Origin of the sequence: Acinetobacter sp. 'aerobic (ED)' (assembly GCF_904886855.1) — a bacterium.
Classification (GTDB): domain Bacteria; phylum Pseudomonadota; class Gammaproteobacteria; order Pseudomonadales; family Moraxellaceae; genus Acinetobacter; species Acinetobacter courvalinii.
This window is the reverse complement of sequence record NZ_CAJHGI010000006.1, coordinates 84,118-101,498: the sequence shown is the minus strand read 5'-3', so window position 1 is coordinate 101,498 and position 17,381 is coordinate 84,118. Positions and strand designations below refer to the sequence as shown.

The 17,381-nt window shown below is 43.5% G+C and carries 15 protein-coding genes; 12 read left to right on the top strand and 3 right to left on the bottom strand.

Going from position 1 to position 17,381, the window contains the following annotated elements; all coding sequences use genetic code 11:
• Positions 1 to 14 precede the first annotated feature (14 nt).
• From JO943_RS13265 to JO943_RS13235, 7 genes are all read left to right on the top strand, one after another.
• A complete protein-coding gene (locus tag JO943_RS13265; RefSeq protein ID WP_202741025.1) occupies positions 15 to 1,475 on the top strand; it encodes a right-handed parallel beta-helix repeat-containing protein in 1,461 nt (486 codons plus the stop codon).
• An 18-nt stretch (positions 1,476 to 1,493) separates the two neighbouring features.
• On the top strand, positions 1,494 to 2,723 hold the full coding sequence (locus tag JO943_RS13260; RefSeq protein ID WP_202741024.1) for a carbohydrate porin: 1,230 nt from the start codon (positions 1,494 to 1,496) through the stop codon (positions 2,721 to 2,723).
• Positions 2,724 to 2,739: 16 nt separating this feature from the next.
• The gene (locus JO943_RS13255) at positions 2,740 to 5,163 is read left to right on the top strand and encodes a glucose/quinate/shikimate family membrane-bound PQQ-dependent dehydrogenase (RefSeq protein WP_202741023.1); all 2,424 of its coding nucleotides are present in this window, start codon (positions 2,740 to 2,742) and stop codon (positions 5,161 to 5,163) included.
• 186 nt (positions 5,164 to 5,349) lie between these two features.
• A complete protein-coding gene (uraD, locus tag JO943_RS13250; protein ID WP_202741022.1) occupies positions 5,350 to 5,850 on the top strand; it encodes a 2-oxo-4-hydroxy-4-carboxy-5-ureidoimidazoline decarboxylase in 501 nt (166 codons plus the stop codon).
• Positions 5,850 to 6,185, top strand: a complete 336-nt coding sequence (uraH, locus tag JO943_RS13245; RefSeq protein ID WP_202741021.1) for a hydroxyisourate hydrolase — start codon at positions 5,850 to 5,852, stop codon at positions 6,183 to 6,185. Before uraD ends, uraH begins: the two co-directional genes overlap by 1 nt.
• Before the next feature lie 49 nt (positions 6,186 to 6,234).
• Entirely contained in the window at positions 6,235 to 7,608 is a 1,374-nt protein-coding gene (locus JO943_RS13240; protein WP_202741020.1) for a nucleobase:cation symporter-2 family protein, read from the top strand.
• Positions 7,609 to 7,784: 176 nt separating this feature from the next.
• Positions 7,785 to 9,068 (top strand): OprD family outer membrane porin, encoded by a 1,284-nt coding sequence (locus JO943_RS13235; RefSeq protein WP_202741019.1) that lies wholly within the window; start codon positions 7,785 to 7,787, stop codon positions 9,066 to 9,068.
• Positions 9,069 to 9,180: 112 nt separating this feature from the next.
• Here the strand turns inward: JO943_RS13235 and hpxO are convergent, their stop codons facing one another.
• Entirely contained in the window at positions 9,181 to 10,338 is a 1,158-nt protein-coding gene (gene hpxO / locus JO943_RS13230) for an FAD-dependent urate hydroxylase HpxO (RefSeq protein ID WP_202741018.1), read from the bottom strand.
• A 182-nt stretch (positions 10,339 to 10,520) separates the two neighbouring features.
• Positions 10,521 to 11,237: a FadR/GntR family transcriptional regulator gene (locus tag JO943_RS13225; RefSeq protein WP_150952415.1), complete on the bottom strand. Its 717-nt coding sequence runs from the start codon at positions 11,235 to 11,237 to the stop codon at positions 10,521 to 10,523.
• Between the two features lie 164 nt (positions 11,238 to 11,401).
• Here JO943_RS13225 and alc point away from each other — a divergent pair, with 164 nt between their 5' ends.
• The 3 genes from alc (at position 11,402) to JO943_RS13210 (ending at position 14,060) form a co-directional block, all read left to right on the top strand.
• The gene (gene alc / locus JO943_RS13220) at positions 11,402 to 12,415 is read left to right on the top strand and encodes an allantoicase (RefSeq protein ID WP_202741017.1); all 1,014 of its coding nucleotides are present in this window, start codon (positions 11,402 to 11,404) and stop codon (positions 12,413 to 12,415) included.
• 198 nt (positions 12,416 to 12,613) lie between these two features.
• Positions 12,614 to 13,150, top strand: coding sequence for an ureidoglycolate lyase (locus JO943_RS13215; RefSeq protein WP_202741016.1), 537 nt, complete (start codon positions 12,614 to 12,616; stop codon positions 13,148 to 13,150).
• Positions 13,151 to 13,292: 142 nt separating this feature from the next.
• Positions 13,293 to 14,060, top strand: coding sequence for a hypothetical protein (locus JO943_RS13210; RefSeq protein WP_032867043.1), 768 nt, complete (start codon positions 13,293 to 13,295; stop codon positions 14,058 to 14,060).
• A 59-nt stretch (positions 14,061 to 14,119) separates the two neighbouring features.
• Here JO943_RS13210 and JO943_RS13205 read toward each other — a convergent pair whose 3' ends face one another.
• Entirely contained in the window at positions 14,120 to 15,133 is a 1,014-nt protein-coding gene (locus tag JO943_RS13205; RefSeq protein ID WP_202741015.1) for an isopenicillin N synthase family dioxygenase, read from the bottom strand.
• A 334-nt stretch (positions 15,134 to 15,467) separates the two neighbouring features.
• On the opposite strand from JO943_RS13205, the gene JO943_RS13200 reads away from it, so the two are divergent.
• Both JO943_RS13200 and JO943_RS13195 read left to right on the top strand, forming a co-directional pair.
• Entirely contained in the window at positions 15,468 to 15,923 is a 456-nt protein-coding gene (locus JO943_RS13200) for a hypothetical protein (RefSeq protein WP_202741014.1), read from the top strand.
• Positions 15,924 to 16,359: 436 nt separating this feature from the next.
• Positions 16,360 to 17,352, top strand: coding sequence for an ABC transporter substrate-binding protein (locus JO943_RS13195; protein WP_202741013.1), 993 nt, complete (start codon positions 16,360 to 16,362; stop codon positions 17,350 to 17,352).
• The last annotated feature ends 29 nt before the right edge of the window (positions 17,353 to 17,381 follow it).

The window sequence follows — 17,381 nt, the reverse complement described above, 5'->3', positions numbered from 1 at the left end:
AAGGATGTTTAGACATGAAAACAATTTACTTACGTTTAAGTACTTTAGCCATCGCTATGGCAGTTTCGGGTTGGGCAGCAGCAGAAACGTATATTGTTGATCGTTATCAGGATGATGCGGATAAAGGTTCTTTGCGCTGGGCAATTGAGCAAGCCAACAGCAAGCCGACTGAAGCCAGCGAGATTCTGATTCAGGCAGTCGGCAAAGCGCCTTATGCCATTAAGGTCAACAGTCCATTACCTGAGATCAAAGCACCGGTAAAAATTATCGGAACGCAATGGGCAAAAACAGGGGAGTTTATTGCAGTCGATGGATCGAATTATATTAAAGGAACGGGTGTTGAAGCCTGTCCTGGTGCAGTTGAAGGGCAGTTCGGAACCAATGTCCGTACCACGACTTTACCGGGCATCGTGTTACGTGACATCAATGGCGTCACCATCCAAGGTTTGGAAATCCGTCATTTCTGTATTGGAATTTTAATGAACCGTGCCAGCAATAACCTGATTCAAAATAACCGCATCATGCATAACTATGGCGGCGCAGGGGTAATGTTGACTGGAGACGATGGCAAGGGCAATCCAACAGCGACCACCACCAATAACAACAAAGTATTGAATAACTATTTTCAGGACAATGGCGATGGTCTTGAACTGACCCGTGGTGCAGCATTCAATTTGGTTGCCAATAACCATTTTATTTCTACGGCAGCCAATCCTGAACCATCACAAGGGATTGAAATCTTGTGGGGCAATGACAATGCAGTCGTCGGCAATAAATTTGAAAACTATTCGGATGGCCTACAGATCAACTGGGGCAAACGCAACTATATTGCTTATAACGAGCTGACCAATAACTCCAACGGTTTTAACCTGACGGGTGATGGCAACATTTTTGACAGCAATAAGGTACACGGCAACCGGGTTGGCATTGCCATTCGTTCCGAGAAAGATGCCGATGCACATATCACATTGACTAAAAACCAAATCTGGAATAATGGTAAAGAGATTACACGTTGTGAAGCAGGTGGCAGTTGCGTACCGAATCAACGTGTCGGCGCGATTGTTTTTGACGTTCCAGGACTGGAACATGCTCATTTTGTAGGATCTCGCGGTCATGGCGTCAAGATTGATCCTGCAAACTTGCAGAAGACCTGCAAGCAGGCCAATGAACAAGGCTGTAATGCTCAACCTAACCAAAATATTCAGGCACCGAAATTAACCTTGTCCAAAGGACAAATTGCAGTCGAAGTTAAAGCGCAGCCGAACCAGCGTTATCAGGTCGAGTTTTTTGGAAACTCATCGGCAACTTCAAATGAAGCCGAGTTTTATTTAGGTTCGGCGATTGCTGCCACCAATGCGCAAGGAATAGCGACGCTGACTTGGAAACCGACAGCACAAGTTGCTTCAGTGACAGCAAATATTACAGATCGTTTGGGTGCAACGTCTGAACTCAGTTCAGCTGTAAAACTGAAATAAACGGCAAGGAGGCTGAATATGAATTCGAATGCATTTTTGCTCAAGATGAGCTGTCTGGCTGTGGCGCTATGTGCAGCTCAATCTGGTTTTGCGGATCAGCCCTGGTCACAGGATCGTAAATGGCTCCTCGGCGACTGGAATGGCCAGCGCCAGCAACTGGAAAAAGAGGGCTATAAATTTAACCTCAATGTCATGAACCAGACAGCAACAGTGCTGGACGGTCTGGACCATCATCCCACCAAAAATGCCAATCAGGTGGCATTGGGTGCAAATTTTGATTTGGCTAAAATTGCGGGATTACCCAACACGACAGCCGCTCTCACCGTGACCAAACGGGATGGACGTAATATTGCCAGCAATATTGGCATGAACGGTAGTCCAACGGAAATCTATGGGCGCGGCAATATCTGGCGCTTGACGCAAGCATGGATTAAAACAGGATTTCTGGACAATACCCTGCAGTTTAAGCTTGGGCGGATGGGCATGTCCGAGGACTTTAATGGTTCACACTGTAATTTCCAGAGTCTGATTTTATGTGGTGGCCAAGTGGGCAAGAGTCAGGGCGATGTCTGGTATAACGGTCCGGTGAGTGGCTGGGCTGCAAATGTTAAATACCAGTTTCTGCCTGAATGGACGTTTGGTGTGGGCGTTTATGAAAATAATCCCGAAAATACTGAAGTGAAGGACAATGCCAATTTCAACCTGTCTACGGATCGGGCCAAAGGTGTCCTGATTCCAGTCGAATTGGCTTGGAAAACCAACAAATTAAACGGTTTGGCGGGCGAGTATAAAGTTGGCGGTTTCTGGAGTAGTCATGACTATGACCGGGTTGATGCACAAGCAGGACAAGATCCAAAGTCGGCCATCTGGCTGAATACCCAGCAACAGTTGAGCAGCAATGCCACGGATTCAAAGGGTGGTTTATATGGCGCCGTGAATCTGGTCTGGAACAACGATAAAACCGCCAATATTTCTGATACCCAGCAAATCGCCTTCTGGTACAAGGGAGCCTTGCCATCACGACCGGCCGACCAGATCGGTTTTGGGGTGGGACGTTATAAATTTAACGACCAGATCCTTGCCAATCATGATCGTGATGATGAGATGAATGTTGAACTGAACTATGTTTACAACTATTCCCCAGCCGTAATGTTACGTCCCAATATCCAGTATGTTTATCAGCCAAGGGGCAATCCGTCTCGTGATAATGTCTGGGTAGCCGGTATTTCAGTTGGGCTGAATTTCTAATACAGGAGTATGACAGATGTCTGAATCTTCAAGCTCGCATACCATGCTGAAAATATGGTGTTTTATTTTGGGGCTGGTTTTATTGCTGACCGGACTGTTTTTTACAGTCGGTGGAGTAAAGCTGGCGACTTTAGGTGGATCATGGTATTTCGTGATTTCAGGTGTACTCACGCTGATCGCTGCACTTTTTATTTTCAGGAAAAAAGCGCTCGGTGTCTGGTTATTTACCCTGGTGTTTGCGGGGACAATCGTCTGGTCGTTGTTTGATGCAGGGTTGGAGTTCTGGCCTTTATTTTCTCGACTGATGTTTCCAGCAGGCTTATTTGCAGCCCTGATGTTTACTTTACCTGCCATTCGTCGTTACCAGTTTCAACCGAGTGCGGATTTACCTGCTTATGGTCTTGGAATATTGATAGTGATTGGCATGGTGATTGGTCTCTATCAGATGTTCCAGCCACATCCAACCGTCACTGCGTCGGGACAGGCATTACCGCTGATCCCGGTAAAAACCGATATGAAGCAGACTAACTGGCAGCATTATGGTCAGGATGCAGGTGGTAGCCGTTTTGCGGCACTGGATCAGATCACACGTGATAATGTGCATCAGTTGAAAGAAGTCTGGCGGTTCCGTACCGGTGATTTCACCACAGGTTCGGGAAATGGTGCAGAAGATCAGATGACCCCTCTACAAGTCGGCAACAAGATTTTCCTGTGTACCCCGCATAACAATATTTTTGCCTTGGCAGCGGATTCTGGTAAACAACTCTGGAAAGCAGAAGTCAATTCCAAGTCAGATGCATGGGAACGTTGCCGTGGTGTTGCTTATTTTGACTCAACGCAAGCATTGGTTCAGCCGACTTTAGCGGGAGCGACACCGGTAAAAGCGGTGGCAAACAATACCTCATGCCTACGTCGTGTTTATACCAATACACCGGATGGTCGTTTAATTGCAGTCAATGCAGATACGGGTGAACGTTGTAAAGATTTTGGTGTAGAAGGCACGGTTGACTTGCTCAAAGGCTTGGGTGAGGGAACCACAGCACCACGTTTTGAAGTGACTTCAGCGCCAACCATTGCCGGTACGGTGATTGTGGTCGGTAGCCGTATTGCCGATAATTTTGCAGCGGATATGCCTGGTGGTGTAATTCGTGCATATGATGTCATTACAGGTGAATTACGTTGGGCCTTTGATCCACGCAATCCTGATCCAAACTATGTGTTGAAAGATGGTGAAACCTATAAACGCAGTTCAGCAAATTCATGGGCGGCGATGTCTTACGATCCGCAAATGAACACGGTGTTTTTGCCAATGGGTAGCTCATCTGTTGATGTCTGGGGCGGTAACCGTCAACCATTGGACCATAAATACAACTCATCCGTACTGGCTTTAGATGCGACCACAGGTCAGGAAAAGTGGGTCTATCAAACGGTTCATAATGATTTGTGGGATTTTGATTTGCCAATGCAGCCAAGCCTGGTCGATTTCCCGATGAAGGATGGTAGCAACAAGCCTGCTGTGGTGATTGGTACCAAATCCGGCCAGTTCTTTGTACTGGATCGTGTAACCGGGCAGCCATTAACCAAGGTGGTTGAGCAAGCGGTGAAGCCTGCGGATATCCCAGGGGAACAATATAGCCCGACACAGCCACGTTCAGTCGAAATGCCGCAGATTGGTAACCAGACCATAACGGAATCTGATATGTGGGGCGCCACACCATTTGACCAGCTCATGTGTCGTATTAACTTTAAATCGATGCGTTATGAAGGTTTATTCACTGCACCGGGGACTGATAAATCATTAAGCTTCCCAGGTTCCCTAGGCGGTATGAACTGGGGCAGTATTGCCTTTGATCCAAGCCATCAATATATGTTCGTCAATGACATGCGTTTGGGCTTATGGATTCAGTTAATTAAACAGACGCCGGAAGATCTGGCAGTTCAGGCCAATGGTGGTGAAAAAGTGAATACTGGTATGGGCGCCGTGCCAATGAAAGGAACCCCATATAAAGTCAATAAAGACCGCTTCTGGTCAAAATTGATGATTCCTTGCCAAAAACCACCGTATGGCACCATGACTGCAGTAGATATGAAAACTCGTCAGGTTGCATGGCAAGTGCCAATGGGAACGGTAGAAGATACTGGTCCGATGGGAATCAAAATGGGCCTGCCTGTTCCAATTGGTATGCCAACCATTGGCGGTCCAATGGCAACTCAAGGTGGTTTAGTCTTCTTTGCCGCGACTCAGGATTATTACTTGCGTGCACTGGATTCGTCTTCAGGTAAGGAGCTGTGGAAAGCGCGTTTACCTGTCGGTAGCCAAGGTACGCCAATCAGTTATGTGTCACCGAAATCAGGTAAGCAGTATGTGCTGATTACTGCGGGTGGCGCGCGTCAATCACCTGATCATGGTGATTATGTGATTGCGTATAGCCTGAACTAAAGCTTTTTTAATCGATAGTAATAAAAAAAACGGCAATCCTCGGTGATTGCCGTTTTTTATTTAAATATCCAGATCATTTTTTTATAAACGCTATCGAAAAGTCTACACGCCATAATTGGCATATTCATTGCTTTATTTAGGATATCTGGTCTGACCAGTCAGACAATGCCTTAAATTGGAGCAGAGATGCAACTCGAAACATTTAATCAACTCGATCCAGACAGAGCAGCACGTGTTTTACAGGCCTGTGCGCATATCCCGAACTGGATTGCTGAACTGCTACAGCAACGTCCTTATCCAGCTAAAGAGCAACTTTATCAGGCTGCAGTGACACAAGCGCAGGCATGGTCATGGCCAGAAATTTCTATAGCTTTGGCGCAACATCCCCGCATTGGCGAGAAAAAAGCAGCAGCAGTTTTGTCTGAGAAAGAGCAGCATTTTTCCCAACGTGAACAAGCTCAGGTTGAAACGGATGCTGTGCTGCAACTGGCGCTATATCAGGGCAATTTAGATTACGAGCACAAATTTGGGCATATTTTTCTGATCCGTGCGGCGGGCCGCTCTGGTCAGCAAATCTTGTCCGAATTGCAACGTCGCTTACTCAATACGGTCGAACAAGAGCAAGTCGAAGTAAAACAACAGTTGGCTGAAATTGCCTTGATTCGTTTAGAACAGGAGATTCAATAATGGCGGGGATCAGCACACATATTTTAAATGCAGCACTGGGGCAGCCAGCACCTCAGGTATTGGTGAAACTCTATCAGGAAATCAATCAGCAATATGTTTTGCAAGATGAACAATTGACGGATGCGGATGGCCGTATTCCGGCTTTCAGGATCGAAGCATTTATCCAAGCCAATTATCAGTTGATTTTTGAAGTAGGGGATTATTTTCAGACTTTGAACACAGCCAGTTTCTATCCAAGCGTCTGTATCGATTTTAAGGTCACTGATACGCAACAGCATTACCACGTGCCTTTATTGATCAGTGCATTTTCCTATTCAACTTATCGCGGCAGCTAAATCAACTTAAACAATGTGGACCTTATGAATCTAATTTGAGGAATTAACCATGCATCAAGACAACACACCCACAGAACGAGATACGCTGATCTCGGCAGAACATCAATATTTAGGCATGAATAAAAACATTTTATATGGTTTGCAGCATGTGTTGACGATGTATGGTGGAATTATTGCACCCCCATTGATTATTGGAGCTGCTGCAGGACTGGAGGCTTCAGAAATTGGATTGCTGGTGGCTGCTGCCTTGTTTGTAGGGGGCCTGGCGACGGTGTTGCAAACCCTAGGTTTCAAGCATTTCGGAGCAAAATTACCGATTGTTCAAGGCGTTTCTTTTGCAGGTGTTGCGACCATTCTGGCAATTGTCAGCACCGGTGGCGGGTTAGCCTCTGCCTTTGGTGCCGTAATTGTTGCTTCCCTCATTGGTTTATTGCTGACGCCATTTTTTGCCAAAATCATCCGCTTTTTTCCCCCCGTGGTAACCGGTTGTGTGATTACCATGATTGGTATTTCACTGCTGCCTGTGGCGATCCGCTGGATTATGGGGGGTAATCCCAAAGCTGAGAACTGGGGCGATCCGGCTAATGTCGGTCTGGCGGTGATGACGCTGGCGATTGTGATTATCTTCAGCATGTTGCGTAGTCAGATGCTCCGTCGGCTCGCGATTCTGGTTGCCATTATTCTAGGTACTGTGCTCGCCTATGCGGCAGGATTTACCGATTTTTCAAAGGTCAGTACAGGTCCGGTTTTTGCATTTCCAAGTTTCTTCCATTTTGGTTCGCCTGTATTTGAGTTTTCTGCCATTCTTTCCATGACGATTGTGACCTTGGTGATTATGACCGAAACCACCGCCGATATTATTGCCATCGGTGAAATTGTTGGAAGCAAAGTTGATTCGAAACGTATAGGCGACGGTTTACGTGCCGATATGTTATCGAGCGCCATTTCTCCGATCTTTGGTTCATTCATGCAAACAGCTTTTGCCCAAAATGTCGGGTTGGTTGCCATGACTGGCATTAAAAGCCGTTTTGTGGTGGCGACTGCAGGAGGAATCTTGATTATCCTCGGCTTATTGCCCATCGTGGGGCGTCTGGTGGCATCGATTCCCATGCCTGTTTTGGGTGGTGCTGGCATCGTGTTGTTCGGTACGGTTGCCGCCAGTGGTATACGTACCTTAGCCAAAGTGGATTATAACGATCATAAAAACCTGATTATTGTGGCCACTTCACTGGCTATCGGCATGATTCCTATCGTCAATCAGGAATTCTATGCACAATTTCCAACATGGGTAAAAACCTTATTGCATTCAGGTATTAGCTCAGCCTGTATTACCGCTATCTTACTTAACATCATTTTTAACCATCTACCGTTCACTAAAAAAACAGTGGAAGTAGCAAGCTTGCCTGTAAATTCAGGGCATTGATCATCGCGGGTTCAGGGTCGAATATTTAGTCTGAATCCCGCTTTTTACCTGCACATTATTCAAAGTTGCTTATTCAAGCTTGAATAGGTCAAGGGGAGTTTTTGTCTTGAAAAAGCCAGAAACAGGATTTTTAAAAGCCAAAAGTGATTTTTAAATCAAATCTTACGGGGAATTTTATGAGAAGTTTTAAATTAAAATCAGCCGTATTCGTGCTCGTGATGAGCCCAGCCATACAGGCGTGGGCAACGGATACTAGCCTGAATCATCTATTGAACCTGCAACAGGATTGTCAGGCGAACGATCAACTGGCTGCGGTATTTGCCTGTGGCAGTCTGCATGGTGCAGTGAAATCAACTTATTACTCACTCAATAATGCTTATTTTGTGGATAATCTGAATCAGGATACGGCTGTCATCGGTGGTTATATAAAGTATGAAACAGCGCCTTTTTATGGGGTACAGGCCGCTGTTGGTTATGATATTCAGCGTCGTTTAGATGAGAAAGATAATAAGGCTGAAGTCGATGAACTCAAGGAAGATGGTGATGGTTTAGCAGAAGCCTATCTGACGTGGAAAAATGATTTGGCTCGGGTGACCGTCGGGAATCAGCGTCTCAATTTACCGTTTATGGGGGATTATGCAGACCGCCGTGTCTTGATGTTTTTATATCAGGCCGCCGATGTCCAGATCGGAGACAATAACGATTTCTTGCGCCTGACCAAAGTCAATAAATATAAAAGTTATGGCGAAGATGAGTTTACAAAAAGCGCTCGTCAGAATTCGAATCTGCAAACCGATGGGGTTTGGTCAGTGGGTGTCGGCAAGCGTTTCAACCTAGCCGAAGACCGAAGTCTAAAAACGCAGTTGTGGTATCAAAGTTATGATGATTATACCCGCCTGATTTATACACAAGCGGATCTGGCAATGCCAAAACTTAAATATGCCCCTGAGTTTTCACTGCAATATATGTCTGGCAAAGATCAGGGCAAAGCACTGGCAGGTGAGGTGAACAGCCAGATTTTTGGTGCACAGGCAGCAGTTAAGTTCTTGCCTGTAACCACTTTAAAAGTTGCATATAACTATATTAAACCGGATCGTGAAAGTTATCTGAATGGTGCACTGTTAACGCCCTATGCCGCCAAAACCTCTTCAGGTGAAATTTTTGCCCAGCCTTTTTTTACCAGTACTCAGGATTTAGGTGCGGGCAATGCTTTGATGTTGTCCTTAGAGGGTAAACTAACAGATCAAGTGATTGCAGGGGCACGTTATTCATTTATGGATTTAAAAGAGGCTGAAAATCTCTCCAGTCGAAACCAATCTGAATATATGCTATTCGGTATTTATAATTTCACAGGTGCTTTAAAAGGTTTTAGTGTCAGTAATTTTGCAGGGATTCAGACCTCCCCACGTTATGACAAGAACTTCTTGCAGAACCGTTTGACACTGAGTTATAAATTTTAAGCAATAAGTTCAACATCGAATGCATATTCTCGTCGGGATATGCATTTTTTTGGACTGCAACCTGAGACGAAAAAAAGCCCCCTAGATAGGGGGGAGTTAAAAACAAAAACACTTAATCTAGTGGATTGCCGATAATATTACTGATGATGCCTTGCATGATGTGTGACCCTTGCTCCTGATAGAGCGATTGATACCATTCTTCAGTCACCTGCGGATCTTTCATATGGGTGACATCACAACGTTTACGTGCTCTCAAGACCATTTCTCGTGTGCGTTCATTACGTTTATTTTGATAACGTGCCAAAGCATCTTCCAGACCGAAGGTATTGATTTGCAAGGCACGGGCGAGATATATCGCATCTTCCATGGCCTGGCAGCCACCTTGGCCAATATCTGGTGTGGTGCTATGTGCTGCATCACCTAACAGCACCACACGTCCTTTGTAAAAGTCCATAAAAGGTTCAATATCATGGATTTCGACACGATTGGTTTTTTGCTCATCTAAATGTTCAATCAGTTTTTGTACGGGTTCACACCAGCCGCTAAAATGAGTTTTGAGATCTTGCTTATAGTATTCACGTCGATTTTCCAGTCCTACCTCTAAGGGGACATCAAAGAAGAAATAAAAACGATTTTGGGCCACCGGCATCAGTGACACACGTTTGCCTTCGCCGATATAAGTGGTCCATTGCATGGCAGGCGCAATGGCTTCATCAATATTAACTAGACCGTTCCAATTGACATAACCCGCATAGCGGCGTTCGACTTGATAGCCCAGTACAAATTGTCGGGTGAGAGAATGTGTACCATCTGCACCAATCAGTAAATCAGCCCGAACTTGTGAGCCATCCTGAAAATAAATGGTGACCTCATCTTGATGGGTTTCAATCGCCGTCATTTTCATGCCCAGTTTGATATCTGCCAGACCAAATTGCTGCATTAATAAATGTTGTAGATCGGCCCGGGCGACCGGATAGGCACGTTGCCCGACTTCTTTATATAAAGGAGATAAGCTAAATTGAGTCATGGTTTGTTGGCTCAGTCCATCGACATAGGCCAAAGACTCCATTTGCCCGCCGAGCGCCTGAATTTGATCGGTAAGGCCTAGATAATTCAGGCATTTGACTCCATTTGACCACAGTGAAATGGCCGCACCGACAGGTAATATTTCGGCTGCCTGTTCATAGATCGTGACCTGATGACCAAATTTTTTTAACGCGATACCAGCAGTCAAACCGCCCATACCAGCACCTACAATCGCAATATTCATCGTTCAGACCCTAAATATATAAATAAGTTTCTAAACAGTTCTAAGCGAGAAGTGTGCCAATTTTAGCAACTGGTTTTACTGGTCATACCAGATGATTTGCTTTATTAAAAAGCATAAAAAGGAAGGCTGCATGGATATGGTTCAAGGCATGGAGCAAAGTAGTGCAGATTTAATTTTCATACTTAGATTGAGCTGTTATGCCGAGCAAAGTACACACCCGCACGTTGCGCAGCACCAATAATATGCGCTTGCATGGCTTTTTCAGCCGCAGCTGCATCCTGATTAAATAAGGCTTGCAGAATGAATTCATGTTCCTGAATGGTTTTAAATGCCAGATTCGGCTGGACAAAAGGCAGGATCTGGCTTTTTTTAATCCATTCAGTATGCATCTTAAGTGTTTGAATAATCGACTGATTATGACTAAGTTCAATAATATGCTGATGAAAGGCATAATCTGCCTCAGAGGCTGCCTGCCAGTTCTGTGCCTGAATTGCAGAGGCCAGTGACTGGTAATGTTGCTGTAAGGTCGACTTATCCTGTTCAGTTAAATATTCGCAGGCCAACAGCGCACAAAAACCCTCCAGTACATAGCGTAATTGATAGAAATCTTTAAGCGAAACACGGTGTTCGCCATCCCATTGTTCGGCGGCCTGACTGTGTTGTGAAATCACATAAACCCCTTTACCTGCCTTGATTTCCAATAATCCTAAAGCGGCAAGACGGGTGAGGGCCTCGCGTAACGAAGCACGGCTGATGCCCAACTGGAGGGCAAGATCACGTTGTGAGGGTAAGGCAGAACCGACAGGATAGGTATTTTGTTGAATGCGTTGATGAATCACTTCCACCGCTTGCTCAGTCACCTGAGATGATTTTCCATTGAGCATCGCTTGTGGACTCATAAGCAACACGCCTTAAAGATAAAAATAAACAGTTTGATTCTACACAAAATTCACCTTTTTGTTGGTGATGTTGATCAAAAATCGCTATATTTTTAACAACAGGTCAGACCAGTTGGACTGGATCTTGCATAATAGAATAGAAATCAAACCTTCAGGAACGATCAATGACAGTGCATATTGCTAAAACCGTAGCTTTACCGACCCATTTGCAAGCGTTAACCAATCTCGCTGATGCCAGAATTGGTGCAACGATTGTGAGTTGTTCCGATGAGTTCTTTGCAGAAGCTGCAAGAATGTTGCAAAGTGCACCCGCTCAATTCATTGAAGGAAAATATGATGACAATGGCAAATGGATGGATGGATGGGAGACCCGCCGCAAACGTGAGTCTGGCTATGACTGGTGTATTGTTCGTTTGGGCGTAACGGGGATTGTATCTGGATTTGATATTGATACCTCATTCTTTACAGGCAATTATCCGGCATCTGCTTCTATTGAGGGCTGTTATGCACCAGATAATCAATTAGAAGGGATCACCTGGACTGCTTTATTAGAAAACTCGGTTTTATCTCCGGATCAGCATCATTTTTTCGACTGCGCTGCTCAGAAAGTTACCCATATTCGTATTAATATTTTCCCTGATGGTGGGATTGCTCGTTTAAGAGTGTATGGCCGTGTGGTGCTCGAACATGTCGATACAACCCGGCAGATGGATTTGATTGGTTTAAAAAATGGCGGGCGTATTGTGGCCTTTAGCGATGCGCATTTTGGCCATCCGAATAATTTGCTCAGTCCGGATCGTGGGCTAAATATGGGCGATGGTTGGGAAACCAAACGTCGCCGTGCCCCTGGTTTTGACTGGTGCATTATTGCTTTGGGACAATCTGGATTCGTTGAAAAAATTGAAGTCGATACCGCATTTTTTAAAGGCAATTTCCCCGCATTTTGTTCGATTCAAGCCGCTTATGTTGAAAATGCAACCGATGCACAACTGATTCCGCAAAGTATGTTCTGGCCATTCCTATTGGAACAGCAGCCTTTGACCATGGACCATATTCATGAATATATTGCAGAAGTACTGCAACATCAAAAAGTGAACTATATCCGCGTCAATATGATTCCTGATGGCGGGATTAGTCGGATTCGTTTATGGGGGAAAGCGGCACTGGTTGCAAAATGATTTTTCAGGGGGTTAAGGGGCGAAGCCCCTTAGCACACCCTCAAAAACCAATGGCGCAGCCATTGGTTTTTGAGCTTTTGATTTTAATCTGATTGCATAACCTGTAGTTATTTTTAAGCAAATAAAGCAACAGCGCAAAAGTTGCCTTGCGCGACAGTGTTGCTCACGCGATGCAACTGATCTAAAGAGAATCAACCTATGCATGAGAAAAATATTGAAATTCGGCCTTTAACTCAAGATAGTTTTGCTGCTTTTGGTGATGTGATTGAAAAGAGAGGCAAAGACTTTATCCCGATTAATCAGGGACTCACTGAGCGTTATCACGCCTTATCACTGGCACAGGTATCAGGTGATCATGTTGCTGTTGGGATGAGCATTTTTCACAATTTATTTGCAACTCAGATTCCATTTCAAATTGAGATGCTGGAACGACATCCTTATGGTTCGCAGTCTTTTATTCCATTACAGCAACAAAAATTTATTGTTGTAGTAGCATTACCGTTTGATCAGAATCGTCCCGATGAACAAAGGATTTATGCATTTATGGGTAACGGACAACAGGGAGTTACTTATCATCAAGGGGTATGGCACCATCCTTTAATTACTTTGGAAGCCAATAGTGATTTTCTCGTGGTCGATCGTATTGGTGGCGGCAGTAATTGTGATGTGCATCATTTATCTCAACCTGTATGGATCAGTGAAGCTTTAGCACAGTCAGAGATCGTTAATCTCTGACTGTATATTGAAAAAATATATTTGCCTTAGAATATTGGAAGGAGATTCGTTTTAATTTAGAATTCTCAAGCATATTAATATTCGCGTATCTTTATTATTTTCTAATTAAGATTTTTATATAAAACATAAATATTGATTTTCTATGTCAACAAAACGTTATGTAGCAAGAGAATTGCTTGAGCAGCACACAAAGCAAAAGAAGCAAGAAAAATTAGAACAAAGACGTTTGGCGCTTGAACAACAAGCTAAAGTAAAAAGAAAAGCGAAATTACAGATTGCTTTTTGGATTATCTTATTTGTTTTACCCTTATTTTTATTTCCAGCATATCCACGCAATCAGTGGCAGTATGAGATTTATCGTTATATTACAGAGCAGATGTTGATTACGGTGGGGACTAAAGGTCCATTGCCATTTTTTACTATTCTTTCAAGTATTTATTGTACTATTTTAACTTTTGTCGCGGGCTGTTACATGTGCCTGTTATTTATTAAGAAAGTAGGCATGAACAAGGCGTTTCAGGAAAAAATTTATAGTAAGTTTTTTCAGGCTGAGTTTGAGGCATCGAAGAAATATCCGTGGCTGGAGAAGCCATGGATTAAAAAAACGATTGTTTCAGGGATATTTTTATTCTGCTTTATCATGGGGATGGGCCATTTTCTTTTGGAAAATATCTCCTTTCAGGATGGTAGTCGTAGAGGTGCACTTATCCAGTTAGGTTATAATTATCGGATTGGTGTACTTTTTTGGGAAAGTATGTTTAGTGTCTTTACTATATTCCCATTTTTTTATTTTGGTTTTTTATTTATTTATCTTGTTAACTATTTTTTCCGAGGATTAGGCACTGGAAAAATTATTGTTCCCCAAAAAGTGGTACCTAAAAGAACCAAGAAGAGATCACGGAAAAAATAAATCGATAATTTTTAATGGTAGACAGAGACCATCTGCCTCTGTCTACAAGGAATCAACGATTAATATTTCCCTTTAAAATTCGCACTGATGCGTTGTTTTAAATATTCCTTCGCTGTAATTGCTGGATATTTCTGTTGTGGACTTTCAATCAGCACATCTTCATTGGCTTGGCAGAAGAATGCCAGACTATAACGCGGCCCTTGATATTCATCTGCTTCCGGATTTTTGACCCGATGGAAATTAGAAGGTAATTGGTCATCACTCCAACGCATCAGCATATCGCCAATATTACAGGTGATCACATCATCTCGTGGTTCGATACTGGTCCATTGTTGCTGTTCCATATCTTTACCTGGGCACACTTGCAGACCACCTTGACCATTACGTTGAAACAACAAGGTTAAACAATCAAAATCGGTATGTGCGCCTGCACGCCATAGCCCCAATTGATCTTTTAAAGCAGGATCAATGGCATAGTAATGCAACATTCTTAAAGTACTTTGATAGCTGTCTTGTTCCGGATCATGCGCCAGCGTAAAGAAATTATCGGCAAAACCCAGTTTATAAGCGAAACAGGAAAGTATTTTCATACCCACTTGCCAGCAGGCCTGTTCAAATTCAAGCATGGTATTTTTAAAGTCAGGTAGCTCTTGCTCGGTTGGATAAAGTCCGTCCATACGTGGGCGAGTGATTTGGTAGGATTCTTTCTGGTCTGGGGTACTGGTTGATGGACGAACCTGCGCCTTACTTTCCCAACCTGCATTGCGATTGAGCGGGTAACGCGCTTTGACAGGTTCAGGTAGAGCAAAAAACTGTTGTGTCATGTCAAATGCAGTTTGGATTTGCTCAAGTGGAATACCATGATGCGAGACCTGAAAAAAACCAATATCCGTTGCTGCTGCCCAAAGCTGTTCGGCAATTTCATATTTACGTTGTTCAAAGTTGGATAAATCAATCACCCGAACTTCACGTTCAAAGGTCTCTTGACCTAAAGCGCCCATACGCGCTTCTTTTTGCAGTTCTTCTAAGCTGTAGTCATTTTCCGCTAATGCAGACATGTTGGCGCTATTCATATTTCAACCTCATCTTCTGGATAAACCGTGACCCAATCAAATGAATTGAAAGAGACGGGGTCACATTCAAAAAAAAGCTTCATTCACTTCAAAAGATCGTTCTGATGAAGAGCCTAAGCTAATTTCTGAGCAATGACCCACATAACAGCCGATGTGACTGACTATGCTGAACGCTTCTACTCTGACATAAAGGATGAAGCAGTTTTTGTGCCAGTTTATAAAGTGAAATACAATGATGTTAAAATCGGCCTGAATTTTGAGCTATGTTGAATGGTTTAATTCACACTGCGTAAAATTAATTCAATGGTTAAGCTATCTGCAAGAAAGGACAGTAATGAGCGTATTTAATCGGCATACAGTGAATTGTCCACCATTTGGAAGATTGAAATATGGCAGTCCACATTGGCTGGGAGAAGTTGAACTTGGGGCATTTGAAGGGATGCTTAGGGTTATTGTTCGAGCAAAGCGTGATGGTCCAACAGATGCGCAGATTGCAGCAATGACTCGTTTGCTTTCTGATGTCGCGATCATCAAGACATTGGCAAGTAAGGCAATGGTTGATGTTTTTGAGGATTGTGAACTTCTTCCAAGCGACTTTGGTTCTGATGTGCATCATATCTGGCAGTATCTTTCCCCTTGTGAAATAGAGGTTTCCGATGAAAACTATTTTGGTGGTGAAGATAATCGGATCAATATAATGATTATTTTTGAGTCACCACAACATTTGGATTTTTTACCCGCTATAGTGACGATTGATGGGTACTTCGAGGAATGTGTGTCGGGAACTTGATGGCTACTTATTTTTTAAAACCCAGTTTTAGAATAATTGTTAATATGCAACATGGCTATTTAAAACATCCATTTGTCCAGTAGGTAGTTCATTTAAGGTGCAGCTGCATGTACTGAATGCACCATTAAACTGCACTCAACACCAAAGACTTAATACAGTTTATTCATCTTAGAACAATTAAAAATAAATCCGACCTAGAGAATTACCAATAAAAACAAGGTGGAATCAATCTTGGCACAGAGCTTGCTAAATCATGATTGAGTATAAGCGGTCAGTATGTTGTGAACATACGGGACATTGCTCTACAGCGTTTGCTGTTCCTCTTTCGGGGACAAAGCCAATTGATTTGGCTTTGAGAGAAATGTGTACTTATACATTGATTATCCCCCTAAAAAGAATAGCAAGATGAATCCATACAGATTTAGGGGTCTTACTTATGAATATTCAGCACTATGTAGGCAAAGGGCGACGTACTGTAATTGCGGGCGCGTTATTGGGGTTGGCAACAGTTATCAGCTCAACCAGTTTTGCAGCCGATAAACTTGTTTTACAAACCACATGGTATGCGCAAGCCGAGCAAGGTGGATATTATCAGGCACTGGCACAGGGAATTTATAAAAAATACGGACTTGATGTCGATATCAAAATCGGCGGGCCACAAGTCAATAACATGAGCTTATTATTGTCCAAGCGAGCCGATATTATTATTAATTATGATCTACAGGTCTTAAAAGGCATCGAAAGCAACTTTCCCATCAAAGCGGTGGCAGCACCATTCCAGTTTGATCCGCAAGGTGTACTAACCCATAGCGATGTAAAGTCTTTGGCCGATCTGAAAGGAAAAACGATTCTGGTCTCGACCAGTGGACAAGCAAGCTGGTGGCCTTGGTTAAAAGGCAAATATAAATTAGATGCAGCACAAGCTCGCCCATATACCTTCAATATGCAGCCTTTTTTAGCAGGCAAAAATGTCGCACAACAAGCCTATGCCACATCTGAGGTTTTTCAGGCCAAAAAAGCAGAACCTTCGAGTCATTTCTTTTTATTTGCTGATGCGGGTTATCCAGCCTACGGCGGTATCTTGGTGACCCGTAATGATGTGATTCAAAACAAACCAGAGGTACTACGCCGTTTTGTTCAGGCATCGATGGAGGGATGGAAAAACTACTTAGCCGATCCACGTTTGGGCAATAGCATCATTAAAAAAGAAAACCCGAATATGAATGATGAACTACTCACTTTTGCTGTAGGACAAATGCGCAAATTGAAGTTGATTGATGGTGGAGATGCCAAGACTCAAGGCATTGGCGTCATGACGGATGCACGTTGGAAAGCAACGCGAGATTTTATGGTGAGTGCAGGGTTGCTGAACACTAAAACCAATTGGAAAACCGCTTATACCACGCAGTTTATTAAACCAGCCAAATAATCTTAGATACTTTCCTTACAAGGAAGCCA

Excerpts from the sequence above, each read along its gene's own strand:
- JO943_RS13265 (WP_202741025.1), top strand. The coding sequence starts at position 15 with ATGAAAACAATTTACTTACGTTTAAGTACTTTAGCCATCGCTATGGCA.
- JO943_RS13260 (WP_202741024.1), top strand. The coding sequence starts at position 1,494 with ATGAATTCGAATGCATTTTTGCTCAAGATGAGCTGTCTGGCTGTGGCG.
- JO943_RS13255 (WP_202741023.1), top strand. The coding sequence starts at position 2,740 with ATGTCTGAATCTTCAAGCTCGCATACCATGCTGAAAATATGGTGTTTT.
- uraD (WP_202741022.1), top strand. The coding sequence starts at position 5,350 with ATGCAACTCGAAACATTTAATCAACTCGATCCAGACAGAGCAGCACGT.
- uraH (WP_202741021.1), top strand. The coding sequence starts at position 5,850 with ATGGCGGGGATCAGCACACATATTTTAAATGCAGCACTGGGGCAGCCA.
- JO943_RS13240 (WP_202741020.1), top strand. The coding sequence starts at position 6,235 with ATGCATCAAGACAACACACCCACAGAACGAGATACGCTGATCTCGGCA.
- JO943_RS13235 (WP_202741019.1), top strand. The coding sequence starts at position 7,785 with ATGAGAAGTTTTAAATTAAAATCAGCCGTATTCGTGCTCGTGATGAGC.
- hpxO (WP_202741018.1), bottom strand. The coding sequence starts at position 10,338 with ATGAATATTGCGATTGTAGGTGCTGGTATGGGCGGTTTGACTGCTGGT.
- JO943_RS13225 (WP_150952415.1), bottom strand. The coding sequence starts at position 11,237 with ATGAGTCCACAAGCGATGCTCAATGGAAAATCATCTCAGGTGACTGAG.
- alc (WP_202741017.1), top strand. The coding sequence starts at position 11,402 with ATGACAGTGCATATTGCTAAAACCGTAGCTTTACCGACCCATTTGCAA.
- JO943_RS13215 (WP_202741016.1), top strand. The coding sequence starts at position 12,614 with ATGCATGAGAAAAATATTGAAATTCGGCCTTTAACTCAAGATAGTTTT.
- JO943_RS13210 (WP_032867043.1), top strand. The coding sequence starts at position 13,293 with ATGTCAACAAAACGTTATGTAGCAAGAGAATTGCTTGAGCAGCACACA.
- JO943_RS13205 (WP_202741015.1), bottom strand. The coding sequence starts at position 15,133 with ATGAATAGCGCCAACATGTCTGCATTAGCGGAAAATGACTACAGCTTA.
- JO943_RS13200 (WP_202741014.1), top strand. The coding sequence starts at position 15,468 with ATGAGCGTATTTAATCGGCATACAGTGAATTGTCCACCATTTGGAAGA.
- JO943_RS13195 (WP_202741013.1), top strand. The coding sequence starts at position 16,360 with ATGAATATTCAGCACTATGTAGGCAAAGGGCGACGTACTGTAATTGCG.